The 24241-nt window shown below is 67.8% G+C and carries 21 protein-coding genes; 8 read left to right on the forward strand and 13 right to left on the reverse strand.

Annotated elements, in window-relative coordinates; all coding sequences use genetic code 11:
* The first annotated feature begins 12 nt into the window (after nt 1–12).
* Complete coding sequence (locus ACWDUA_RS10135; RefSeq protein WP_449750880.1) at nt 13–1554, forward strand: APC family permease; 1542 nt, start codon at nt 13–15, stop codon at nt 1552–1554.
* Between the two features lie 309 nt (nt 1555–1863).
* Here the strand turns inward: ACWDUA_RS10135 and ACWDUA_RS10140 are convergent, their stop codons facing one another.
* The 7 genes from ACWDUA_RS10140 to ACWDUA_RS10170 all read right to left on the reverse strand — a co-directional run bounded on the left by ACWDUA_RS10140 (nt 1864) and on the right by ACWDUA_RS10170 (nt 9781).
* On the reverse strand, nt 1864–2553 hold the full coding sequence (locus ACWDUA_RS10140; protein WP_449750881.1) for a PIG-L deacetylase family protein: 690 nt from the start codon (nt 2551–2553) through the stop codon (nt 1864–1866).
* A gap of 4 nt (nt 2554–2557) precedes the next feature.
* Nucleotides 2558–3172 carry a class I SAM-dependent methyltransferase gene (locus tag ACWDUA_RS10145; protein ID WP_449750882.1) on the reverse strand — a complete coding sequence of 205 codons (615 nt, stop codon included), beginning with the start codon at nt 3170–3172 and terminating at the stop codon, nt 2558–2560.
* A gap of 70 nt (nt 3173–3242) precedes the next feature.
* Nucleotides 3243–4670, reverse strand: a complete 1428-nt coding sequence (locus tag ACWDUA_RS10150) for an LLM class flavin-dependent oxidoreductase (RefSeq protein WP_449750883.1) — start codon at nt 4668–4670, stop codon at nt 3243–3245.
* A 2-nt stretch (nt 4671–4672) separates the two neighbouring features.
* Nucleotides 4673–6310 carry a dipeptide ABC transporter ATP-binding protein gene (locus ACWDUA_RS10155; RefSeq protein ID WP_449750884.1) on the reverse strand — a complete coding sequence of 546 codons (1638 nt, stop codon included), beginning with the start codon at nt 6308–6310 and terminating at the stop codon, nt 4673–4675.
* Nucleotides 6310–7164 carry an ABC transporter permease gene (locus ACWDUA_RS10160; protein WP_449750885.1) on the reverse strand — a complete coding sequence of 285 codons (855 nt, stop codon included), beginning with the start codon at nt 7162–7164 and terminating at the stop codon, nt 6310–6312. Before ACWDUA_RS10160 ends, ACWDUA_RS10155 begins: the two co-directional genes overlap by 1 nt.
* Nucleotides 7165–7166: 2 nt before the next feature.
* Nucleotides 7167–8210 (reverse strand): ABC transporter permease, encoded by a 1044-nt coding sequence (locus ACWDUA_RS10165; RefSeq protein ID WP_449750886.1) that lies wholly within the window; start codon nt 8208–8210, stop codon nt 7167–7169.
* The gene (locus tag ACWDUA_RS10170; RefSeq protein ID WP_449750887.1) at nt 8207–9781 is read right to left on the reverse strand and encodes an ABC transporter substrate-binding protein; all 1575 of its coding nucleotides are present in this window, start codon (nt 9779–9781) and stop codon (nt 8207–8209) included. The genes ACWDUA_RS10165 and ACWDUA_RS10170 overlap by 4 nt, the downstream gene beginning before the upstream one ends.
* A gap of 569 nt (nt 9782–10350) precedes the next feature.
* On the opposite strand from ACWDUA_RS10170, the gene ACWDUA_RS10175 reads away from it, so the two are divergent.
* From ACWDUA_RS10175 to ACWDUA_RS10190, 4 genes are all read left to right on the forward strand, one after another.
* Nucleotides 10351–11478, forward strand: a complete 1128-nt coding sequence (locus ACWDUA_RS10175) for a GNAT family N-acetyltransferase (RefSeq protein WP_449750929.1) — start codon at nt 10351–10353, stop codon at nt 11476–11478.
* 63 nt (nt 11479–11541) lie between these two features.
* Nucleotides 11542–12795 (forward strand): acyl-CoA dehydrogenase family protein, encoded by a 1254-nt coding sequence (locus ACWDUA_RS10180; protein WP_449750888.1) that lies wholly within the window; start codon nt 11542–11544, stop codon nt 12793–12795.
* Nucleotides 12792–13691 carry a N5,N10-methylene tetrahydromethanopterin reductase gene (locus tag ACWDUA_RS10185; RefSeq protein ID WP_449750889.1) on the forward strand — a complete coding sequence of 300 codons (900 nt, stop codon included), beginning with the start codon at nt 12792–12794 and terminating at the stop codon, nt 13689–13691. The genes ACWDUA_RS10180 and ACWDUA_RS10185 overlap by 4 nt, the downstream gene beginning before the upstream one ends.
* 63 nt (nt 13692–13754) lie before the next feature.
* Nucleotides 13755–15041 carry an LLM class flavin-dependent oxidoreductase gene (locus tag ACWDUA_RS10190; RefSeq protein WP_449750890.1) on the forward strand — a complete coding sequence of 429 codons (1287 nt, stop codon included), beginning with the start codon at nt 13755–13757 and terminating at the stop codon, nt 15039–15041.
* Nucleotides 15042–15134: 93 nt separating this feature from the next.
* Here the strand turns inward: ACWDUA_RS10190 and ACWDUA_RS10195 are convergent, their stop codons facing one another.
* From ACWDUA_RS10195 to glpX, 3 genes are all read right to left on the reverse strand, one after another.
* A complete protein-coding gene (locus ACWDUA_RS10195) occupies nt 15135–16535 on the reverse strand; it encodes a class II fumarate hydratase (RefSeq protein WP_449750891.1) in 1401 nt (466 codons plus the stop codon).
* Between the two features lie 95 nt (nt 16536–16630).
* Nucleotides 16631–18331, reverse strand: a complete 1701-nt coding sequence (locus tag ACWDUA_RS10200; RefSeq protein WP_449750892.1) for a fumarate hydratase — start codon at nt 18329–18331, stop codon at nt 16631–16633.
* 113 nt (nt 18332–18444) lie between these two features.
* Complete coding sequence (gene glpX / locus ACWDUA_RS10205; RefSeq protein ID WP_449750893.1) at nt 18445–19440, reverse strand: class II fructose-bisphosphatase; 996 nt, start codon at nt 19438–19440, stop codon at nt 18445–18447.
* A 145-nt stretch (nt 19441–19585) separates the two neighbouring features.
* Between glpX and ACWDUA_RS10210 the strand changes: the two genes are divergently transcribed.
* Complete coding sequence (locus ACWDUA_RS10210) at nt 19586–20194, forward strand: DUF4245 domain-containing protein (RefSeq protein WP_449750894.1); 609 nt, start codon at nt 19586–19588, stop codon at nt 20192–20194.
* A gap of 9 nt (nt 20195–20203) precedes the next feature.
* Here the strand turns inward: ACWDUA_RS10210 and ACWDUA_RS10215 are convergent, their stop codons facing one another.
* The 3 genes from ACWDUA_RS10215 to ACWDUA_RS10225 are packed head-to-tail and all read right to left on the reverse strand — an operon-like array spanning nt 20204 to nt 22585.
* On the reverse strand, nt 20204–20461 hold the full coding sequence (locus ACWDUA_RS10215) for an exodeoxyribonuclease VII small subunit (RefSeq protein WP_449750895.1): 258 nt from the start codon (nt 20459–20461) through the stop codon (nt 20204–20206).
* Nucleotides 20458–21759: an exodeoxyribonuclease VII large subunit gene (xseA, locus tag ACWDUA_RS10220; protein WP_449750896.1), complete on the reverse strand. Its 1302-nt coding sequence runs from the start codon at nt 21757–21759 to the stop codon at nt 20458–20460. Before xseA ends, ACWDUA_RS10215 begins: the two co-directional genes overlap by 4 nt.
* A gap of 52 nt (nt 21760–21811) precedes the next feature.
* Entirely contained in the window at nt 21812–22585 is a 774-nt protein-coding gene (locus ACWDUA_RS10225) for a lipid droplet-associated protein (RefSeq protein ID WP_449750897.1), read from the reverse strand.
* A 52-nt stretch (nt 22586–22637) separates the two neighbouring features.
* Between ACWDUA_RS10225 and ACWDUA_RS10230 the strand changes: the two genes are divergently transcribed.
* Nucleotides 22638–23591, forward strand: coding sequence for a 4-hydroxy-3-methylbut-2-enyl diphosphate reductase (locus ACWDUA_RS10230; RefSeq protein ID WP_449750898.1), 954 nt, complete (start codon nt 22638–22640; stop codon nt 23589–23591).
* 119 nt (nt 23592–23710) lie between these two features.
* Entirely contained in the window at nt 23711–24187 is a 477-nt protein-coding gene (locus ACWDUA_RS10235; protein WP_449750899.1) for a lipoprotein LpqH, read from the forward strand.
* Nucleotides 24188–24241 lie beyond the last annotated feature (54 nt).

Genomic DNA, 24241 nt, shown 5'->3' on the forward strand with positions numbered 1-24241 from the left:
TCTGGGAGTGAGGTGAGTCGCGCAGAGGGTGTCGGAGTCCGGGAACGTGGTGGGCAGACGGTGAGTCTGGGCGGCCGGCGGCTCACCGCGGCCGAGGACACCGGACTGGCGCGAGGTGCGCTCGGCCACTGGGGAGTGTTCGCACAGGGACTGGCCGCGGCCGCACCCAGCGTCGCGATCGCCTCGGTGCCGTTCTCGCTGTACACCGCATCGGGCAAGGGCGCGGCCTGGGCGGCGATCGTGGGCCTGGTGATCGCGGTCCTCATCGCCGCCACCATCGGCTTCCAGGCCCGGCGCACGGTGACGTCGGGGTCGCTGGGAACCTACACCGGAAACGGTCTCGGGCCGGGATTCGCCTTTGCCGCCGGATTCAGTCTGCTGTTGGGCTACATCGGATTCGCCACCACCGGCACGCTCGGTGGCGTCTTGTACGTCGACGCCTTCCTCGAGGAGATCGGGCTGGGGTCGCAGGCATCGTGGTTCCGGTTGCTTCTGGTCGCCGTCGTCGTCGGTATCGGGGTGTACCTGCCGTTGCGCGGTGCCTCGCTGGCCGCCAAGTACGAGCTGATCTTCGAGGTCGTCGCCGTCGCGGCGATATTCGTGATCATCGTGGCGTCGTATGTCAGCTACGGCTGGCAGATCGACACCGCCCAGTGGAATCCGAGCAACCTCGGGCACAGTTCGACCTTCGTCGCGGCGGTGACCGCGGTCGGCGCATACGCCGGCTTCGAGAGCGTCGCATCGTTGGGGGCGGAGGCACGTGATGCCCACCGCACCATCGCACGGTCGCTGCTGCGGGTCGTGATCATCCTCGGGGTGCTCTACATCCTGGCGACCTACCCGCAGGTGCTGCACTTCAGCGGGATCGACGGCGACAAGGCGGTGCTGCCGCAGCTCGCGGATGCCTCGCACGTGTCGTGGATCAACCCGGTGGTCAGTGCCGCGGTCTCGGTGGCGTTCATCGTCTTCGTCACCGCGGTCACCACGTCGGCGGCGCGATCGCTGTTCACGCTCGCCCACGAGGGCGCCCTCCCGCAGGTCTTCGCCAAGGTCCATCCGCGGTACAAGACGCCGTGGGTGGGTGTTGTGTTCGTCGGCGCGTTGGCCCTGGCCTTCGCCGTCGTGGCCACCTTCTCATCGGCGGGCCGGCTCGTGTTCGACGTGTACGGCGGCTACGTCGCGACCTGGGGATTCCTCGTGAGCTACCTGCTGGTGGTGATCGCCACCCCGATCTGGCTGTACCGGATCAAGGCCTTGACCCCGGCGCGTGCGATCGTGTCCGGCCTGGCGATCGCGGCCCTCGGGTATGTGATCGTCAGCAACGTCTACCCGGTGCCGGAGTTCCCGTTCAGCATCCTGCCGTTCGTCTTCCTCGGCATCCTCGCCCTCGGACTCGCATGGTATGGCTACCTCCGCGTCGCCCGCCCCGAGATCGCCGCCCGGGTCGGCAGCATCCAGACGCTGTCCACCGAGGAACAGGAACGGCTGGCCGATCTGGGCATCCTCGAGGTACTCGACGAGGAGGCGCCCGGCCACAGCGCCGTCGACCGGTAGATCGGGCCGTCGAAGCCTCTGTCGAGCGTGGGGCGCAGGCGCCGCCGTCGAGGTGGTCGGGTCGGTGAGTTCGGCTGCGGAGGTTTCGACTCGATGTGTCGCTGCGCTCCGTGTCGGATCAACCACCTTGTGGCACTTGGTGGTCGGGCTTCTGGCTGTTGCTGGGATCGGAATTCGGATCGCCTATTGTGTGGGAGATGTTGTGGCACTTGGTTGTTGAGCCGGAACCGAGCCCCTGGGCGAGGACCCGTGTCGAAACCCGGTGAGATGTGTTTGTCCGCAACGGCATCCGACATCCGATGACCAGGCTCAGTCGGTCACCCGTTTGAGTTCGAAACACGCCGCGCGGCGACCATCGAAGTCGTCGCGCGGCGCGGTCATCTGATCCACCTGTGCCCGGGCCTGATCGGCGACCGGCGTCGTCGGGTCGAGCACCTCCAGATACACCCGGTGCGCCGACAACGCATCGATCGCGATCGGTACCTGTGCGCCGACGTCCACCGCGTGTGTGGGGTGCGGGCCGTTCTCGAACAGCCAACGTGGACGAGTGTCGGCGGGTAGTGCGTCGTATGCGTCGAGCACCGCCGCGGAGAACTCCATGTGATCCCGCTGGTTCGGGGCGCCCGGCGCCCACTCGGGGCCGCCGTAGAGGGACAGGACCACCTGGGGTGCGACGCGTCGGAGGGCGGCGGTGATCTGATCCCGGAGTTCGGGCGTGTTGCGGATCTCACTGTCGGGAAAGCCCCAGAACCCCACCTCGTCGACCCCGACGATCCGGGCAGACTCCCGCTGCTCGTCCTCCCGCAGGGGTCCGGCCTGTGCGGGGGCCATGCCCGCGATACCCGCCTCACCGCTCGACGCCAAAGCGTAGACGACCCGCCGGCCCTCGCCGGTCCAGCGGGCGACCGCCGCGGCCATCCCGTACTCGAGGTCATCGGGGTGGGCGACGAGCGCCAGTGCGGTCTGCCAGTCGGTGGGGAAGTCGGCGAGCCCGGTCACGGCGTCACGCCCGATCCGTACGGTGCCGCAGAACCGTCACCGCGAAGTCCGCCCCGGGGTGCCATGCGCGCAGATCCCATGTGGCGAAACGATGTTCGACGCACAGGTCGGTCTCGGACACGGCGGCGTCGAAGGCTTCCAGGGTGAGGTCGCGGTTGGTGTGGAAGCCGACCACCAGCACGCCGTCTTCCGTCAGATGTGCCGACAGTCGGCGCAATACCTGTGCTTCGGTGCCCGGTGCGAGGAACACCATCACATTTCCCGCGCACACGATCGCATCGAACGGATCGGTCTCGCCGTCGTCGGTGAGGCCGAGTTCGGAGAGATCAGCGACCAGCCAGCGAGGACCGGGGTGATCGGCCTGCGCGGCGGCGATCAGTGCCGGGTCGACGTCCACACCGACCACGGTGTGTCCGGCTTCGGCAAGAACGGCGCCGATCCGGCCCGGCCCGCACCCGGCGTCGAGAATTCGGGCGCCACGCGGCACCATCGCGTCGATCAGGCGGGCCTCGCCGCCGAGGTCGGCACCCTGACGGGCCATCGTGCGGAACCGTTCGATGTACCACGCGCTGTGGCCGGGTTTGGTGTCGGTGAACCAGCGGGGCGGAGTCGTGGCCATGGATGTGACGTTACCCGCAGGCGATCATCGCCGAGGTGACATGCCCCGGCGATGGTGGTCTGTGCCGGTGTCAGGGTGCGGTGACCGGTAGCGGCGCCGACGACGGCAGGCCGGTGAAGTTCTTGCGGTATCGGGAAGCCGGATGACGCGTATCCACCTGCGGGCTTGTCGTCTCGAACAGTCTCTCGCGCAAGGACGCAGACGGGGCGGGCTGACGTACCCGGCCTCGGTCACGCAGCACCGGGATGACGTGATCGGCGATGTCCCGGTAGCTCTCGTGGGCGACGGCCGCCGAGAGGTTGAAGCCGTCCACGCCGGTCTCCCCCGCCAGCTTCTCGAGCCAGTCGGCCACCGTGGTCCCCGACCCGACGACGGCGTCGGCATAGGAGACGCCGCGGGCGGGGGCGAGGAGGCGGCGCAGCGTCCATGCGCTCCCGGGCGGGGCGTCCGTGGTGAGGGAAGCGAGAATTGAACGGTTGCTGTCGGTTTCGATGTAGGAGAGTGGAGCATCGATGTCGTACTGGGACCAGTCGATACCGGTGATCGCCGAGAAGTGGGTCAGTGCACCCTCGATGCTGTGGGCATTCTGATACTTGCGTAGCTTGGCCTCGGCCGCCGCGTCGGTCTCGTCGGTGATCACCAGCGCCGAAGCCACGAACTTGATGTCGTCGGGTCGACGCCCCTGCTCGCTCGCCAGAGTGCGTATCCGGTCGATGTTTCGGCGCAGAACATCTGGCTCGTGTCCCGCGACGAACACGACCTCGGCGTGACGAGCGGCGAAGAGACTTCCACGCGGCGACGTCCCGGCCTGATACAGAACCGGGGTGCGTTGCCGGGAGGGCTCGCTCAGGGCTGCGCCGGGGACCGAGAAGTGGCGGCCATGGTGTCCGATCGCGTGGACCCTGGACGGGTCCGCGTACACCCCGGTCTCACGGTTGCGGAGCACTGCTCCGTCATCCCAGGATCCTTCCCACAGTTTGTACACCACCGAGAGGAACTCCTCGGCGCGTTCGTAACGTTCGTCGTGGGGGATCTGTCGGTCCAGGCCTAGGTTCCGTGCCGCGCTCTCGAGTTGCGAGGTCACGATGTTCCAACCGATGCGCCCGCCGGTCAGATGGTCGAGGGTGGTGAACTTGCGGGCAAGTAGATACGGATGCTCATAGGTGGCCGAGACGGTGACGGCGAAGCCGAGATGCTCGGTCGCCGCAGCCATCGCGGATACGGCGAGCAGCGGATCGTCGAGCGGTGTCTGCGTTGCGGTGCGCAGAGCTGGGTCGGCACTGGCCGAATAGGTGTCGAGCTGCCCGAGCGCGTCGGCGAGGAACAGCGCATCGAAGCCGGCCTGTTCGAGTTCGGTGGCGAGATCCGTCCAGAACCTCAGCGTGGTGTAGTCGGGCTTGTCCGGGTCGGCCAGGCGCCAGAGCCCGAACGCGATGTGGTTGGCAGTGGACATTTCGGTCGCGTTGAGGATCAGGGGGCGACCCTGGGTGGTGGGCATTCTCAGCTCCCGGAGGGTATGGGTAGTGGGTCGGTCGTGACCGGAAGGACGGCGTCGACCAGACGGCGGGTGAAGGGGCTCCGTTCCCGGCCGGTGAGATCGATGGCCTCGAACCGGTCGACGATCCGGCCGTGATCCAGCACGATGATGTCGTCGGCGAAGTCGTGGACCACGGCGAGATCGTGGGAGATCAGGACAAACGTCACCCCGGTCTCCTCGCGTACCCGGGCCAGCAACTCCAGGATCTCGGCCTGGGTGGTGACGTCGAGTGCCGAAGTGGGCTCGTCGAGGATGATGACCTCGGGCCGGACGCCGAGGGCGCGCGCCAGACCGACCCGCTGCCGCTGCCCACCGGAGAGCTGGTGGGGATAGCGGTCGGCGAAGTCCGGATCGAGACCGACCTGCTCGAGCAGCCGACGAGCCCGCGCGATCGACTCCGCGCGCGTGGTGCCGGGTACCACCTGCCGGATCGGTCGCGCGATCTGCGCCCCGATACGACGGCGGGGGTTCAGAGCGCTGCCGTGGTCCTGGAACACCAGTTGGATGCGGCGCGCGCGGTCGTGCCGGGACAACGTGTCGACGTCGACTCCCGGGACCCCGGTCGCGCCGACGAGCGTGACGCGCCCTGACGTCGGGTGCTCGATGCCGGCGATCAGCCGGGCAAGGGTCGACTTCCCGGATCCGGACTCACCGATCAGGCCGAGGGTCCGGTGGCGTCGGACGGTCACCGACACATCGTCGACGGCTGCGAAAGTCCCGGTGTCGCGAGTGGCCGCGAAGGTGCGTGTCAGCGACTCGGCGACCAGCACCGGGTCGTCCGGGCCCGGACTGCTCGACGCGGCCGCCGGAGCGGCGCGCAGGACGGGCGCGGCGGCGATGAGCCGACGCGTGTATGGGTGCCCAGGATCGGTGAGGACCGTCCGGGTCGGACCGGTCTCCACGAGTTCACCGCCTCGAAGCACCGCCACGGAGTCGCTGACCCGCGCGACGACCCCGAAATCGTGGGTCACGATCAGCACGGTGATGCCGAGCTCGGAGCGCAATTCGTCGAGGAGATCGAGGATCTGGACCGAGAGCGTCGGATCGAGTGCGGTAGTCGGTTCGTCGGCGATCAGCAGGTCGGGGTGCGGGATACATGCGACGGCGATCATGATGCGTTGACGCATACCTCCGCTGAGCTGGTGCGGAAAGCTCCGAAGGACGCGGTCGGGATCGGAGATCCCCACGCGCCGTAGCCATTCGACGGCCACCTCGCGCGCATCCGGCCGGCTGAGCCGACGATGCAGGCGGATCAGTTCGACGAGCTGGTTGCCGATGGTGAACGACGGGTCGAACGACGTCGCCGGGTTCTGGAACACCGTCCCGATCCGTGCCCCGCGGAGCGTGCGGAGCCGGCGCTCGGATGCGCCCACCATCTCGTGACCGTCGAACACGATCGAACCGTCGACGTCCGCGGCCTTCGGCAGCAAGCCGGCGATCGCCGACGCGGTCACGCTCTTTCCGGATCCGGACTCGCCGACCAGCGCCAGTGCCTCACCGCGCCGCAGTTCCAGGCTGAGATCTCCGACGGCGGTGACGCGCCGCGTCCGACCCTCGAACCGTACCGACAGTCCGTCGATGCGTAGCAGGGGTGTCGTCATCAGTGTGTTCCCCAGTTCGGATCGAGGACGTCGCGAAGGCCGTCGCCGACCCAGTTGAATGCCAAGGCCACGACGAGAATCGCGATCCCGGGTGCCAGCGCCACCACCGGGCTGCCGGAGATCAGGACCTTGGCGCCCTCGGCCACCATGCGTCCCCAGTCGGGTGTCGGCGGCTGAACACCGATGCCGACCGCACTGAGGCTGGAGGCCAGCACCACCAGTATCCCGATCAGACTCGTCCAATACACGACGATTGCTGCGGCCACATTCGGCAGCAACTCGCCGAGGATCACACCCCGCGTCGAGGCCCCCAGAGTCGTTGCCGCCTGCACGTACTCCTTCTCGCGCTCGCGGCGGGTCTCGGCGAAGACCACCCGGGCGACGTAGGGGGCGGCAGCGAACACGACGGCCGTGGCGACAACCCAGACCCCCATCCCGATGGCCTCGGCGAGCGCGAAGGCAACGATGACCACGGGGAAGGCGAACATGATGTCGACGATCCGCATGACCAGTGCCGACCACCACGATCGTGACCAGCCGGCGAGCAGGCCCAGCGCGGACCCGAGGACGACGGCCACGGTGGTCGCGGCGACTGTCGGCCCCACCGTGGCCCGCGCACCCCAGATGATGCGGCTGAGCACATCGCGTCCCTGCTCGTCGGTGCCGAGGACATGGCCGCCTGTACCGGGGGGCAGATAACGGTTGGCGGCGTCGGCGATGATCGGGTCGTATGGCGCAACCCACGGCGCGAGGAGTGAGACCGCGGCCACGAGCAGCAAGATGGCGACTCCCGCGACGAGCTGCGGCTGATGGGTCCACCGCGGGCGGCTGACAAGGACTGGTGCGATCGACATGGTCAGGTCCTCAGGCGGGGGTTCAGGAGGTCGCCGATGACATCGGTGACCAGGTTGACCAGGACGAAGACGATGGTCACGAGCAGTACCCCGCACTGGATCACCGGGAAGTCGTGGGCACTGATCGCATTCATCAGTTCGGTGCCGATACCCGGCCAGCTGAACACGAACTCGACGAACACCGCCCCACTGAGAAGTGTGCCGATCTCCAGTCCTGTGAGGTTGACGATCGTCGGTGCCAGATTGCGGCCGATGTGTTTGCCCACGATCCGCCACGGCGGCACACCCTGGGAGCGAAGGGTTCGGACGTAGTCGGATTCGGCGGCGTCGATCACGCCGGCACGGGCGAACCGCGCGATGATGAGCATCGAGACCAACGCGGCGGAGAACGCAGGAAGGACCAGGTGCGCGATCAGGTCCGACAACGACCCATCCATGGTGACATCGCGCATGCCGCCGGTCGGCAGCACCTTCCACTGCAGTGCGAAGACCCAGATGAGCACCAGCCCGAACCAGTACACCGACAGGCTCGACCCGATCTGGACCATCAGCATGATGATCCGGTCGACCAACGAGTTGTGGTTCAGCGCTGCGACGGTTCCGATGGCAACGCCCACCACGACCGATACCGTGACGGCGGCACCGGTCAGGATCAGGGTGTTGACGAATGCGGTACCGAGAGTGTCGAGCACGGGGGTGCCGTTCACGATCGAACGTCCACCACCGGAGGACAAGCCGCTCAGCCATGCCCAGTATTGCTGGGGGAGAGGGTGATCGAGACCATAGGCGGCCTGGAGGTCGGCGATCGCATCGGGCGGGAGCGTGCCATGGAGGGTCGCGGCGATCGGATCACCACTGCTGGCCTTGCCGACGGCGAACACCAGTATCGAGATCACGAACAGGACGGGAATTCCGATCAGGATGCGGCCACAGATCCGCAGCGCCAGACCGTGTCGGATCACCAAGGAGGACAGCCACTCTCCGGCCGGTGGTGCGGTGGTCCGCGCGGCGGTGGTGAACTCGTCGGCAACCGGTGACGAACTCATCCGGCCGCCTTGGTCACCGGGCCCAGGTCATACCAGTTGGTATTGGGCCACACGAAGCCGTGCACATCGGGGCTCACGGCGTAGTACCGCGTGAAGTTGACTGTCGGGATCACCGCGTTCGAGCCGGCGACCACTCCGTCGGCCTGCTGCCACAGGCCGATCCGTGCAGTGGGATCGGACGTGTAGCGGGCGGCGTCGAAGGACTGCTTGATGGCGGGGTAGTCGACGTGCGCCTGGCCGCCGTTGGCCAGCACCGTGGAAGTGAAACCCTCCTGCACCCACTCCGGGTAGGTGCCGCCGTACTCACCGAGATGGAAGCCGTCGTCGGGCTGTGGCTTGGAGATGCGAGAGGCGTAGTTGCCGCGTTCGAGGGCGATCACCGGCGCAGTGATCCCGACGGATTTGAGGTTGTCCGAGATGTACTCGGCCTCGGGTTGGCCCGCCAGGTCGGCGATGATGTTGAACGAGACCTGTCCGGGGGCGATCCCGGCGGTCGCGAGGATCTGCTTGGCCTGCTCGGGGTCGTGGCGATAGACACGGTGGTCGGCGTCGTAGGCCTCGTTACCAGGATTGAGGAACGACCACAGCGGTTGTGCATACCCCGAGTAGATGTTTCGGGCGATACCGTCGCGGTCGATGGCCAGTGCCACCGCGGATCGGACCTGTGGATTCTGGGCCCAGCGGTTGCCGAACAAGAAGGATGCGTAGTCGAGCTGTGCTCCCGTTCCTGTCGGGACCGAGGCGCCCTGGTCTTCCAGGAGCTTCACATCGGTCGGCTGTACCCGGGTGAGGATGTCGATCTCGCCGCTCTGGAACGCGGCAAGTCGGCTCTGGTTGTTGGCGATGGTGCGGAAGACGAGTCGGTTCAGGTGGGGCTGCTCGCCCCAGTATCCGTCGAAGCGCGCAAGTGTGATGTGGTCGTTCACCTTCCGCTCCACCCATGTGTACGGGCCGGTCCCGGTGGGATGGTCGGAGAGGCCGTCGTTTCCGTACTTCTGCAGCGCCGTGGGACTGAAGACGAGTGGTGATCCGATGGACTGTGCCAGGAGCCGGGGAAAGCCCAGATACGGGTGATTGAAGCTGAACTCGTAGGTGTGATCGTCGACGACCCTGGTGGAACGTAGGTCGGAGAACCGCGCCTTGAGCATTGCGGCGCTCTTCTGATCGTAGAACTCGAACGATGGGTCACTGAACCGCTTGACATTGAAATCCAATGCTGCGGCGTCGAAGTCGGTCCCGTCATGGAACTTCACGTTGCGTCGCAAGTCGAACGTCCACACCGAACCGTCCGGGTTGGAATGCCATGCGGTCGCCAGACCGGGCACGAGCTTCGTGACACCGGTGGGAGAGGAGAGTTCCTCCTGGACCAAGGGTTCGTACACGTTGCGCGCGACCCGGAAGGTCTCCCAGAAGTACTCTCGCTGAGGGTCGATGGCGGTCGGTTCGGTGTACAGCCCCACGACCAGGGTGTCGGCTTTCGCGCCGGCATTCCCGCTGCAGGCGGTCAGCACGGTGGCGGCCAACAGGGTCAGCGCCAGGAGGAGTCGGTTTCGGCCCCGAAAGAGTCTCAATGTAGTCCGTCCAGATTCGACAGCGAACAGTACGGCGATCACGGCATGATGCCGACGCCGCGAAGCGCCGCGGTGGTGGCGGCACAGGCAGCGACGTTACGTCGCGCACCACACCGAGGTCACACATGGACCCAGCCTGGGTCTATCGGGCAAATCGGGAATTCCGGAGTTGTGGTGAACGCTGGAGCCTGGCTGTAATGCGCTGTCGTCCAACATGTGTGGCGTATGTCGCAGCTCTGGGGCCCGGCTTCGCCGGGCAGGTGCCGAGAGCGGGGGCGTCGGCCAGAATCGCGCTGGGCGTAACGGTGGGCGTGACGACGCCCGGCGAGCAAGCTCGCTGGGTGGCCGGCCACGAGGGGCGGCTGTGATCACGAGAGTGCGGTGATCACACGAGATCGGTGAGGAGATGAGGACATGCGGGTTCGACGACGCGACTCAGAGGCGGGCGAATGACGGTCACCGTTGCTGCCGATGCGGTTCGAGAGTCTCCGGTCCACGCGGAGCCGACCATCGCCGCGCTGAGTGGAGCCGATCAGGTCAACAGTGCCTTCAAGGTATTCCTGCGGTCCATGGTCGGGTTGCCGTTCCGGGATGTCGACGCGAGCGCCGTCACCGAGACCGGGCGCTACCTCGGAGCTTTCGACGGTGACCGGATCGTGGGTGGTGCCGACTCGTACACCAGCGAACTGGTGGTGCCCGGGGGAGCGAGGGTGGCCCACGCTGCCGTCACCCACGTCGGTGTGCTGCCGACTCATCGTCGTCGCGGGATCGTGACGGCGCTGATCGAGCGTCAGCTCGACGACTTCGTCCGCCGAGGCGAAGTCGTCGCGACCCTGCGGGCCTCCGAGGCCGGGATCTACGAGCGCTTCGGCTACGGCATCGCGTCGTCGGCGAGATCGCTGCGGGTGGACACCCACCGTGCCCGGCTCCGTGAATCGGTGCCGGCACAAGGATCTGTGCGAATCGTCGACGCAGACGCCGACACCGAACTGCTCGCCGCGATCCACCGCCGGACGAACGGGGTGGGCGCGATCGAACGCCCACCCGGATGGTGGCGGCTGCAGGAGTTGCGCCGCGCCGCCGATCCCACCGTGCACTATGTCGCGGTGCACTCGCGCGACGGCGTCGACGAGGGCTATGCGATCTATCGGCCCCGCGACACCGAGGCATGGTTCACCAGCCGGGAGAAGACGATCGATGTGATCGACTTCGTGGCACTCACCGACGCCGCCCGGTTCGGATTGTGGCGGCACCTGCTCGACCTCGACCTGGTGGACGTCATCCACCTCGACTCGGCGGCACTCGACGACCCGCTGCCGTTGGCGCTGACCGACGAGCGCGCGGTGGAACTCGGCGGGCCCCATGACGAGACGTGGTTGCGCCTGGTCGATGTCGAAACGGCACTTCGGGCAAGGCGGTTCGGGGACGGCCCCGGTGTGCGGATCGGCGTCGAGGATCGCCGACTGCCCGCGAACACCGCGGTCTTCGAGATCGCCGCCGGCACGGTGACGCGTACCGGCCGCACCGCCGAGGCGACAGTCGACGTCGCTACGCTCGCCGCGGCATACCTCGGCGGAACCACGTGGCGTCATCTCGCGTCGGCGGGCCGGGTGGACGTCCGCGTCGAGGATGTGGTGAGCCGGCTGGACCGCCTGTTCGCCACCGATGTACAGCCCCACTCGGGCACCACCTTCTGACCTTCCCCAACCCCGATCGCGATGGCCGTACGGCGATCGCGACACCAGTACCGAGGAGTCACCATGACCGAACTCGTCGACGCCCCCGTCACCCTCAGCTACCTGCAGCCGTCGACTGCCGACGAGGACGCCCTCCTCGCCCGCTTCGCGCCGGTCCTCGAGCGCATCGCCCGCGACGATGCCGCCCGGGAACGCGACCGTACCTTCGCTCACGACCTGGTGCGCGAGCTCGACGAGCGCGGACTGGGCCGACTCCGGATCCCCGAGGACCACGGCGGTCTCGGTGCATCGCTCGAACAGACCTTCGTGGTCCTGTCCCGGGTCGCCGAGGCCGACCCGAACATCGCCCACGTCTTCCGCAACCATCTGGCCTTCGTCGAGGACCGGCTCAACGCGCGCCCGTCGGAGGGCAACGACCGATGGATTCGGCGGTTCCTGACCGGTGAGTTCGTCGGCGGCGGATGGACCGAGGCCGACAACCGCACGCTCGCCGCGATCGCCACCACCGTCCGACGCGACGGTGACCGCCACCTCGTCTCGGGCGCGAAATACTATGCGACAGGCAGTCTTTACGCGGACTGGCTGGACGTCATCGGGAAATCAGACGACGGTTCGCTGCTGACGGCGCTGGTCCGCCGCGACGATGCCGGGGTCACGCTCATCGACGACTGGAGTGGCTTCGGTCAGCAGACCACCGCCAGCGGCAGTGCCACGTACTCCGATGTTCCCGCCGAACCCGGGGATGTCTTCCCGGTGTCCGAACGATTCGTCTACCAAGGGCACTTCTACCAGGTGGCGATCCTCGCGGTGCTCACCGGGATCATCCGTGCAGCATTGCGTGACGGCATCGCGGCACTGCACGATCGCCGTCGGAACTACCCGCAGGGACTGGACCCGGTGCCGGCACGTGACCCCCAGCTGCTCCAGGTGATCGGCGAGGTCTCGACGCAGGCCTTCGCCGCCGAATCGGCACTGCGGCAGGTGACCAGGGTTCTCGACCGGCTCGCGGCCGCGCATGCGGCAGGAGACCTCGATCGGCGCGCCGAGCTGGTGACCGAGGCCCAGGTCGCCACCGACCACGCCCAGCTGGTCATCATCGAAGCCGCGCTGACCGCCACCTCCACCGTCTTCGACGCGCTCGGCGCGTCCGGCGTGTCGAAAGACCTTGCGCTCGACCGGCACTGGCGCAACGCGCGAACCCTCGCATCCCACAACCCGCGCGTGTACAAGGCGCGGATCGTGGGGGACTGGCTGGTCAACGGGACCGACCCGGTGCCCGACCTCTCCGCGTTCGGGCGTGGGGGACAGGGCAATTGACCCCCTATGTTGCGCTGGGTCTGACGGGCGCCGACGTCACCCGGCTGCTCGCCGACCCGACGGCCCTGCAGCGGTGGGATCGTCTTCCCCTGGCGTTCAGCATCATCGGGATCGACCGGGTGGACGGGCGACCTGCCACACGGACCACCATCGAGTCGACCGTCGCGGCCACCCTCCTCGGAGCGCGCACCCGACAGGCGCGGGTCCTCGCGGCCACCACGCCGACCCGCGACCATCCCTACAACCTGGCACGACGGGTCGCATCGGCCGGACATCTGTCCCGGGGTCGTAGCGGCCTCGTCCTGGGCACCGTCGATTCACACGCCGTGCCCGGATGGCCATGGCCTGCAGAGGGAACGACAGCAGCGGTACCGCGCCCGAATTCTGCGGCGCTCGTCGGTGAGGTCGCCGTGGCGGTGCGTGACCTCGAACAGAGCTGGCCCGTGGAGTCGGTGATCGCCGATCGCGCCACCGGGATCTTCGTCCGCTCCGAGGAGATCCGCCACGTGGATCTCGACGGCAGGTACCGGATCGCCGGACCGCTCACCGTTCCCGAACCGCTCACCGGCCCGTCGGTGATCGGATGGTTCACCTCGGATGCACCGCCGCCACCGCAGACGGAGGCGGTCCTGGATCTGGTGCTCGGCGCGGGCGGTCGGATCCCAGTGGTCGACGCCGATGCCGAGCTCCCCGCAGGCGAGGAGATCGGGGTGGTGGTCGGTGCGAGCGATGACCGGCCGATCGGTGCGCTGCTCGACGCGGCCGAGCGCCTGCTGGCGAACGCCCGGCAGGTGGGACCGGGCCCCCTGCGTGACGCCCTCGGTCTGCCCCGGCCGGTGGCACGCGAAGGGCGGCGACGTGCGTTCGCCGCACCCGAACCGCTGGTGGCCCCGTGAGAGAGATGTCCGTGCGAGAAGCGCTGTGGCAGAAGATCACATCGACGACGAGGAGCGAACACCATGACGCGGCGTGACGGACAGGTGGTCCTGGGCATCAACGCCCTGGTGCTCGGCTATGTCCCGGCGTCATGGCAATCGCCGGGCCTGCAACCGCAGTCGTTCGTCGACCCCGGCTATTGGGAGACGATCGGGAGGATCGCCGAACGGGGCACCCTGGACGCGGTGTTCCTGGCCGACGTCCCGGCACTCGGCGACCCGGCCTACGATGCGAACCCGGCCCATCTGGAACCGACCGTCAACTGGGCGCACGTCGCCGCGGTGACCGAACACCTCGGGCTCGTGTCGACGGCGTCGACGACCTTCAACGATCCCGTCGAACTCGCCGAACGGCTTCTCACGTTCCACACCCTGTCCGGCGGCCGATCGGCCTGGAATGTGGTGACCTCCCGCGGGCAGGCACCGGCACGGAACTTCGGGCAACCGGATGTCCCGGAGCGCGACGACCGCTACGAGCGCGCCGCCGAGTTCGTCGATGTGGTTCGGGCCCTGTGGGAATCATCCCGAACCGGACAGGCCGCCGCCCATCGGGGCAACCACTTCGACGTCGACGGTCGGCTGCAGGTGCCGGTAGGTCCGGGTGGTGACCCGGTGTTGTTCCAGGCGGGCGGCTCGGTGAAGGGTCGTGAACTCGCGGCCCGGGTCGCCGAGGGGGTGTTCGCCGCGGAACTGACCCTCGCCGGCGCCGTCGACCACTACCGCCTGGTGAAGCGGCGAGCAGTGTCCCTCGGTCGATCCCCCGACGATGTCAAGATCCTGCCGGGACTGCTCGTGTCGCTGGGCAGCACCGAGGCCGAGGCGCGTCGTCGCAACGACGACCTCCACGACCGCAGCCCGGCGGCGTATGCGGTGGGGTGGCTGTCGCATGCGATCGGGATCGATGCCTCGAAACTCGAACTCGACGAACCGTTTCCGGAGGATGTGCTCGACGGCCCGGTCGACCTCGCGACGTTTGCGGGCAGCGTGGGCTTCCGCGAATCGATCATCGCCCGGATCCGGGAGACCAACCCCACGGTGCGTGAGTACCTTCGGGAGACACGGTATTCGGGATCGGGACATGGTGGATTCGTCGGCACGCCGGAACAATTGGCCGATCGCATCGAGGACTGGTTCCACGCCGGCGCGATCGACGGCTTCAACCTGCAACCGGACGCGCTGCTGGACGGCCTGGAGGTGATCGCCGACGAGCTCGTTCCCATCCTGCGTCGGCGAGGTCTGTACCGCCATGAGTACGAGACCAGCACCCTGCGTGGGCATCTCGCCGCGGCTGCGCCCTCGGCGCCGATCTGATCCCGGTGTGGCACGCCGGCATCGGGAACGGCGACCGACGAGAACCGCCCCGCCACGGGACCTCGTGGCGGGGCGGCGTCGGTCAGGGATGGGTCAGCGCTCGCGATCCAGGTTCGCCATCTTGAGCACGTCGAGACGGCGGTCGAGTTCGGCCTCCGACAACGATTCGCCGATCAGGCCACGATCGATGACGGTCTGCCGGATGGTCTTGCCCTCCTTGAGCGCCTGCTTGGCGACGGCGGCCGCCTCCTCATAGCCGATCGCGGAGTTCAGCGGCGTCACGATCGACGGTGAGCTCTCGGCGAGGGTCTTGAGGCGGTCGGTGTGTGCCACCAGACCGGAGATGCACCGATCGGCGAAGAGTCGGGACACATTCGCCAGCAACGTCAACGACTCGAGGACGTTGCGGGCCATCATCGGGATGTAGACATTGAGCTCGAAGGCCCCGTTGCCGCCGCCCCAGGTGACCGCCGCGTCGTTGCCGATCACCTGCGCTGCGACCTGTGTGACTGCCTCCGGCAGAACGGGATTGACCTTTCCGGGCATGATCGACGAGCCGGGCTGGAGATCGGGCAGGGCGATCTCGGCCAGGCCGGTCAGCGGACCCGAACCCATCCAGCGCACGTCGTTGGCGATCTTGGTCAACGACACCGCCACCGTCTTGAGTTGTCCGGACAGTTCCACCAGCCCGTCGCGTGCGGCCTGGGCCTCGAAGTTGTCCTGTGCCAACGAGAGTGCGTCGACACCGGTGAGCCTGCGCAGTTCGGCGACCACCTTGGTGCCGAAGCCGTCCGGGGCGTTGAGTCCGGTGCCGACGGCGGTGCCGCCGATCGGCAGCTCACCGACGCGGGGGAGGGTGGCCGTCACCCGCTCGATCCCGGCCTGCACCTGCCGGGCGTATCCGCCGAACTCCTGGCCGAGGGTCACCGGCACCGCGTCCATCAGATGCGTGCGGCCGCTCTTGACCACGTCCCGCCACTCGGTGGACTTCTCCAGCAGTGCCAACCGCAGATGGTCCAGCGCCGGGATCAGGTCGGTCACCACGGCCTCGGTGGCCGCGACGTGGGTGGCCGTCGGGAAGGTGTCGTTGGACGACTGTGACATGTTGACGTGGTCGTTGGGATGAACCTCCACGCCGCGGGCCTTGGCGACGGAGGCGATGACCTCGTTGGCGTTCATGTTGGAGCTGGTGCCCGAACCGGTCTGGAAGACGTCGATCGGGAACTGGTCGTCGTGCTTGCCGTCGGCGATCTCGGTGGCCGCGGCGATGATCGCCTCGGCCTTCTGCGCGTCGAGCAGACCGAGGTCGGTGTTCACCTGGGCGCATGCGGCCTTGAGCAGTCCCATCGCACGGATCTGGGTGCGCTCCAACGGCCGGTGGCTGATGGGGAAGTTCTCCACCGCACGCTGCGTCTGTGCCCGCCACAACGCGTCGACGGGTACCTTGACCTCACCCATGGTGTCGTGTTCGATGCGGTACTGCGGTTCGGTCATGACGTGCACACCCCTCCGGGGATCCGATCTGGTTGTAAGGTTGTCCTTACTCACGGTACTGCGCTCGGACCGCCCGGAGGTGTGAGATTTCTCCGTCAGCGCTCCCGGGAACGAATCCTGACGCCGCCGAGCGGCACCGTCACCGCGCCTCCCGGATCGGTGAAGAAATCGTTGCCCTTGTCGTCGACGACGATGAACGCGGGGAAGTCCTCGACCTCGATCTTCCAGACCGCCTCCATGCCCAACTCGGGGTACTCGATGACCTCCTGGCTCTTGATGCAGTCGAGGGCGAGTCGAGCGGCGGGGCCGCCGATCGAGCCGAGGTAGAAACCACCGTGTGTGTCGCAGGCGCGGGTGACCTGCTGTGAGCGGTTCCCCTTGGCGAGCATCACCATCGACCCGCCGGCGGCCTGGAACTGCTCGACATAGCTGTCCATGCGGCCCGCGGTGGTGGGACCGAACGAGCCGGATGCCATTCCTTCCGGGGTCTTGGCCGGACCGGCGTAGTACACCGGATGGTTCCGCAGGTACTCGGGCATCGGCTCGCCGGCGTCGAGGCGTTCCTTGATCTTGGCGTGCGCGATGTCGCGGGCCACCACCAGCGGACCGGTCAGCGACAGGCGGGTCTTGACCGGGTACTTCGACAGCTCGGCCAGGATCTCCGGCATCGGGCGGTTCAGGTCGATGTTCACGACCTCGCCGCCCTCGATGTCCTCGGCGACGCCGACGGCCGGCATGTACTTGGCGGGATCGGTCTCGAGCTGCTCGAGGAAGACACCGTCGGCGGTGATCTTGCCCAGGGCCTGCCGGTCGGCCGAGCACGAGACCGCGATCGCCACCGGGCACGACGCGCCGTGACGGGGCAGACGAACCACGCGCACGTCATGGCAGAAGTACTTGCCGCCGAACTGTGCGCCGATCCCGAACGACTGGGTCAGCGCGAACACTTCTTCCTCGAGTTCGATGTCGCGGAAGCCGTGCGCGGCCATCGAACCCTCGGTCGGCAGGGTGTCGAGGTAGTGGGCCGAGGCGTACTTCGCGGTCTTGAGCGCGAATTCCGCCGAGGTGCCACCGATCACGACGGCGAGGTGATACGGCGGGCAGGCCGCGGTGCCCAGTGACCGGATCTTCTCGTCGAGGAACTCCAGGAGTCGCGTGGGATTCAGGATGGCCTTGGTCTCCTGGAACAGGAACGACTTGTTGGCCGACCCGCCTCCCTTGGCCATGAACAGGAACTTGTACTCCGGCCCTTTCGGACCCTGCTCGGTCGCGTAGATCTCCACCTGCGCAGGCAGATTGGTGCCCGTGTTCTTCTCGTCGTAGGTGGTCAGCGGAGCGAGCTGCGAGTACCGCAGGTTCAGCTTGGTGTAGGCGTCGTACACGCCGCGGGAGATCCACTCGGCGTCGTCGGAACCGGTGAGGACCCCTTCGGACTTCTTGCCCATCACGATCGCGGTGCCGGTGTCCTGGCACATCGGCAGGACACCACCCGCGGAGATGTTGACGTTCTTGAGCAGGTCCAGGGCGACGAACCGGTCGTTGCCGGATGCCTCGGGATCATCGATGATCTTGCGGAGCTGCGCCAGGTGGGCGGGGCGCAGGAAGTGGCTGATGTCGTGGATGGCCTCGGCGGTCAGTCGTTCCAGGGCCTCGGGTTCGACCTTGAGGAACGTGCGTCCGTCGACGTCGAACGTCGACACACCCTCGGTCGTGATCAGTCGGTAGGGGGTCTCATCGGCGCCGGAGGGCAGCAAATCGGCATAGCGGAACTCCGGAGCAAGGGCTGGTTTGCTCACGTCGCAAATCGTATCGCGGGCGGTCAGGACACAAATGCGCGACCCTCGTCGTCTCCGCGCCGTGGTGGCGGGGAGGCGACGAGGGTCGCAAGAGGTGTCGCAGACGGTGTCGACTAGACGTCGATGCGGGCGTACTCGCGCAGCTTCTCGGTCTTGTGCACGCCCTCGATACGGCGGATGGTGCCCGACTTGGAACGCATCACCAGCGAACGGGTGGTGGCACCGCCCCGGCGGTAGGTCACACCGCGCAGCATGTCGCCGTTGGTGACGCCGGTGGCGCAGAAGAACGAGTTCTCACCGCTCACCAGGATGTCGTTGGTCAGCACCCGATCGAGGTCGTGGCCGGCGTCGAGGGCCTTCTGGCGCTCCTCGGCGTTACGCGGCCACAGCTTGCCCTGGATCTCCCCACCCATGCACTTCATCGCGACCGCGGTGATGATGCCCTCGGGGGTGCCTCCGACGCCCATCAGCATGTCCACGGTGCTGTAGTCGCCGGCCGCGGCGATCGCGCCCGCGACGTCGCCGTCGGAGATCAGCCGGATCTTGGCGCCGGCCTGGCGGATCTCACCGATCAGGTCGGCGTGACGCGGACGGTCGAGCACGACGACGGTCAGGTCGGCGACGTCGATGCCCTTGGCCTTGGCCACCGAGTTGACGTTCCACTCGACCGACTCGTTGATGTTGATCGCGCCCTTGGCCTCCGGGCCGACGGCGATCTTGTCCATGTAGAAGACCGCCGACGGGTCGTACATGGTGCCGCGCTCGCTGACCGCGATCACCGAGATCGAGTTGGGGCGGCCTTCGGCCATGAGGGTGGTGCCGTCGATCGGGTCCACCGCGACGTCGCAGTCGGGACCGGTGCCGTCGCCGACCTCTTCGCCGTTGAACAGCATGGGCGCCTCGTCCTTCTCGCCCTCGCCGATCACCACCACACCGCGCATCGACACCGTCGACAGCAGTTCGCGCATCGCGTCCACGGCGGCACCGTCGCCGCTGTTCTTGTCGCCGCGCCCCACCCAGCGTCCGGCGGCCAGCGCGGCCGCTTCGGTGACTCGCACCAACTCCATCGCGAGGTTGCGGTCAGGTGCCTGATGGTTGGTTTCGGTCATGTTCTTCGACTCCTCGGCGTGCGACGTGGCTCTCTCGCCTATCCTCGCATGTCACACCCCACGGCCGGTCGGCCACCCTGCCGTTGAACCCCTCCTGTCGGACGTGCGACAGATCACTCGGGGTCCGGCTGGAATACTGGCGGGCATGGCACAGAAACCGCGCATCCTGACCAGCGGTAAGGACATGATCTGGTCGGTGATCCCGCTGCTCGTGATCTGTGCGTTCGTCGCCATCGCGTCCGGCAACTGCTCGGTGGGGCTCAACGGCACCGCCAGCGACGACAAGCGGCCCACGTTCGACGTCGCCGCCGCACTCGATTCCGACGCGCAGACCATGCCGTTCCCGATCCGGCGGCCACCGACCCCGGAGGGCTGGAAACCGAACTCGGGCAGCCGGGACTCGATCGAGACCCACCTCGCCAGCAACGTCGGCTGGCTCACCTCCGCCGGGTCGTATCTGCAGCTCACCCAGACCGACGCCGCCGTCGACGAGGTGGAGCACAAGCTCGGCGGCGACCAGGTGTCGTCGGACACCGGCTCCCGTGAGATCGGTGGCCACAGGTGGATCACCTACAGCACCTACGACGGCAACAAGTTCTGGATCACCGATCTCGGTGACGTCCGGATCGCGGTGATGTCCCGCGGTTCCGACGACGACCTGGAGCGGATGGCCGGGCTGGTGCTCGCGCAGCAACCGCTGACGCAGCGGGCCGGGGGAGCGGCGATCCTCACCGAGTTGCCGACCGGGAACTGACCAGGCCGGTCAGTCCTCCTCGTCGTTCTCGTCCTCGTCACCGTCGTTGATCGCCGCCTCGATCCGATCCCGAGCGCCGGCGAGGTGCTCCTCGCAGCGGTTGGCCAGCGCCTCGCCGCGTTCCCACAACGCCAGTGAGGCATCGAGGTCCAGACCGCCGCGTTCGAGCGACGCGACCACCTCGACGAGTTCGTCGCGGGCCTGCTCGTAGCCGAGTTCGCCGACCGGGACGGGGGCGTCGTCGGTGGACTTTCCGCGCGGGCTCACTGGTCCTCCTCTGGGGTGTTCGGGCGGGGGGTGTTCGGGCCTGTCTCGGTGTCGTGGTGGTGCTGCGGAGACCGGTCGACCCCGGTGACGGCGGTGTGCACCGATCCGTCCGCCACCCGAATCCGCAGTGCGGCGCCATCGGCGACCTGGCCGACCGAGGTCAGGATCTGCGCCGGATCGGTGTCGACGCGCTGCACCACCGCATAGCCGCGGGCGAGGGTCTGGGCCGGGCCGAGACTGCCGAGCCGGGCAGCCAGATGCTCGGTGCGCCGGTCCTCGGCGTCGACCAGCCGGCGCACGTCCCGTCGGGCGTCGGCGCGCAGCCGCTCCACCTGGTCGGCATGCCGGTCGATCATCGACAGCGGATCGGCCAGCACCGGGCGCGCCCGCAACCCGGCGAGCACCCGTTCCTCCCGGTGCACCCAGTTGCGCAGGGCATGTGCGCTGCGGTGACGCAGCGCGGCGATGCCGGCGAGCTCGGCCGCGACATCGGGAACCACCCGTTTCGCCGCATCGGTCGGGGTCGCGGCGCGCAGATCGGCGATGACGTCGAGCAGCGGATTGTCGGGTTCGTGCCCGATCGCGCTGACGACCGGTGTGGTGCAGGCCGAGACCGCCCGCAACAGTGCCTCGTCGGAGAACGGCAGCAGGTCCTCCACACTGCCGCCACCACGGGCGATGATGATCACGTCGACGTCCGGGTGGGCATCGAGATCGGCGAGATGGGTCAGGATGCGCGGCACCGCGGTGGGCCCCTGAACGGGGGCGTCGCGGATGTCGAAGCGCACCGAGGACCAGCGGGCGGACGCCACCGACACCACATCCCGCTGGGCGGCGCTGGCCCGTCCGGAGATCAGCCCGATGGTGCGCGGCAGGAACGGCAACGGCCGCTTGAGACGGGGATCGAAGAGGCCCTCGGCCGCAAGGAGCTGCCGCAACCGCTCGATCCGCAGCAGCAACTGCCCGATGCCGATCGGCCGGATGTCGGTGACCCGCAACGAGAGGGTGCCGCGACCGGTGTAGAAGCTGGGCCGACCGAGCATCACCACATGGGCGCCGTCGGTGATCGGCACCTCTGAGCGCGCCAGCAGGTCGGGGCTGCAGGTCACCGAGATCGAGATGTCGGCGGCCGGGTCACGCAAGGTGAGAAAGGACGTGCGGGTGCCCGGGCGGCGGGAGATCTGGGTGACCTGCCCCTCCACCCAGATCTGGCCGAGCTTGTGGATCCAGTCGGCGATCTTGGTGTTGACCGTGCGGACCGGCCATGGATTGTCCGCCGAGTTCGCGGATGTGGTCACCGTCGGATCACGCCTGACGGGATCGTTGCCGACGGGATCACGACCGACAGGATCACGACTGGGACGGGCGCTTCGCGGTGGCCGAGCTGATCCGGTTGTCGATCATCGTCACGAACGGCGCCCGGTTGCGGCCGGCCTTCTCGTGGACGAGCAGTGCTTCGAGGTCGTCGACGCCCACCGACCGCAGCTTGGCGCGCAACTGCGCCAGGGTCAGGGTCTCGTAGTCGAGCAGGACGACCACCTCGGGCTTGTCGGAGTCGTCGGCGGAGGCAGCCTCGGAGGTCGGTGTGACACCGTTGGCTGCTGCGACGACGTCGGCCGGCGCCGAGCTGTACAGCGCGAAACGGCCCGCATCGGTACGGGTCGTCGGGGACTCGTCGGTGTCTGTGATCTGGCTGTTCACCGTGTCTGCTGCGCCGTCTGGCGTGTCGATGTCCGCGTCGTCGGTGGAGGTGCCCGTGCCTTCGGTGTCGCCGGTGTCGGCCGACGGGACGGACGTCGGCGTGCTCAGCGCCGCGGGGGTGGGGCGGGTCGCGCTGCTCGCCGACTCGATCGGGACGACCGATTCGGTGACATCGATCTCGTCCTCGTCGAAGCGCGCCCAGGACGGCTCCTCGGACGGGGAGTCGAAGATGAACTCGAGGGCGGCGTCACCCTTGATGGCCAACTCGGCGATCTGTTGCTGTGCCCGCATCCCGACCTGCAGCGTCTGGCTGATCGCGGTCATCGGCAGGGTCACGATGAGGGTCGGCAGCTTACGCGTCTCCTCGATGGCGGTGACGATGAGACCTGCGGCGATGCGTGCCGGATACGGTGCGCGAACCATTCCCACACTCTGCCACCTCTGACCGGGTCGGCCAACACGTACCCTGGGGGTCATGGCTGAATCCAAGCGCATCCTGCTCGCCGAACCGCGTGGCTACTGTGCCGGCGTCGATCGTGCGGTGGAGACGGTGGAACGGGCCCTCGACAAGCACGGAGCTCCTGTCTACGTCCGCAAGGAGATCGTGCACAACCGTCACGTCGTGGACACCCTCGCCGAACGCGGTGCGATCTTCGTCGGCGAGACCGACGAGGTACCCGAGGGGGCGATCGTCGTGTTCTCCGCACACGGGGTCTCGCCCGAGGTCCACCGGACCGCGGCCGCGCGCAGCCTCAAGACCATCGACGCCACCTGTCCGCTGGTCACCAAGGTGCACCAGGAGGCCAAGCGTTTCGCGCGCGACGACTACGACATCCTGCTGATCGGCCACGAGGGACACGAGGAGGTGGAGGGGACCGCCGGCGAGGCCCCCGAACATATCCAGCTCGTCGACGGCCCCGACAGCGTGGACAACGTGACCGTGCGTGACGAGTCCAAGGTCATCTGGCTGTCGCAGACGACGCTGTCGGTGGACGAGACCATGGAGACGGTGCGGCGCCTCCGGGAGAAGTTCCCCGAGCTCAACGATCCGCCCAGCGACGACATCTGCTACGCCACCCAGAACCGACAGGTCGCGGTCAAGGCGATGGCCCCACGCTGCGAGCTGGTGATCGTGGTGGGGTCGAAGAACTCGTCCAACTCCGTGCGCCTGGTGGAGGTGGCCCTGCAGAACGGTGCGGCGGCGTCCCATCTGGTGGACTACGCCCGCGAGATCGACCCGGCCTGGCTCGAGGGGGTCAGCACCGTCGGCATCACCTCGGGTGCATCGGTGCCGGAGGTGCTGGTGCGTGGGGTGATCGACTTCCTCGGCGACCACGGCTTCGCCGACGTCGAGACCGTCACCACCGCCGAGGAGACGCTGACCTTCGCACTGCCGCGGGAACTGCGTCCGGCGCGCGCCACGAAGTAGCGGAACCCACCGGTGGTCGACCGATAACGCCGATCGGGACGCGCAACCTCGCGGACAGGGGCAAGATTCTGGGCAAGCCTGCCGATCAGGTGGGTGACTCACTACGGCCCAGGAGCCTCATGATGCGCAAGGTTCAGATCGCTGCTGTTCTGGGGACGGCGGCAGTGGCCGTCGCCCTCACCGCGTGCGGATCGGACGATTCCGGTTCGAGCTCCACGACGGGTGCCGCGAACTCGGCGAGTGCCGGGGGCGGTGCCTCGGTGACCGTCGACGGAAAGGCACTCGATCTGGCGGACAACAGCGTCGGATGCACAGAAGTCGCCGGTAAGGTGACGATCGGCATCGGTTCGACCTCCGGGGCCGCCGGAATCGGCGTCGTCCTGACGTCCGGGGATTCGCCCGAGGTGCAGTCGGTCGCCCTCGGCTCCCTCAACGGTGTGACGCTCGCCTACCACAAGGGGACCGGACAGGGCAGTGGTGAGGTCACCAAGTCCGGCAACTCGTACACCATCACCGGTGAGGCAAACGGGATCGACCTCGCGCATCCCACCAAGCCGGTCACCAAGCCCTACGAGATCAAGGTGACCTGCCCGTGAACGACCGCGCGTGCGACATCGGCACAGGTGGTGCGCTGATCGCAGCGTGATGGT

Source organism: Gordonia sp. NPDC003376, from assembly GCF_053589235.1.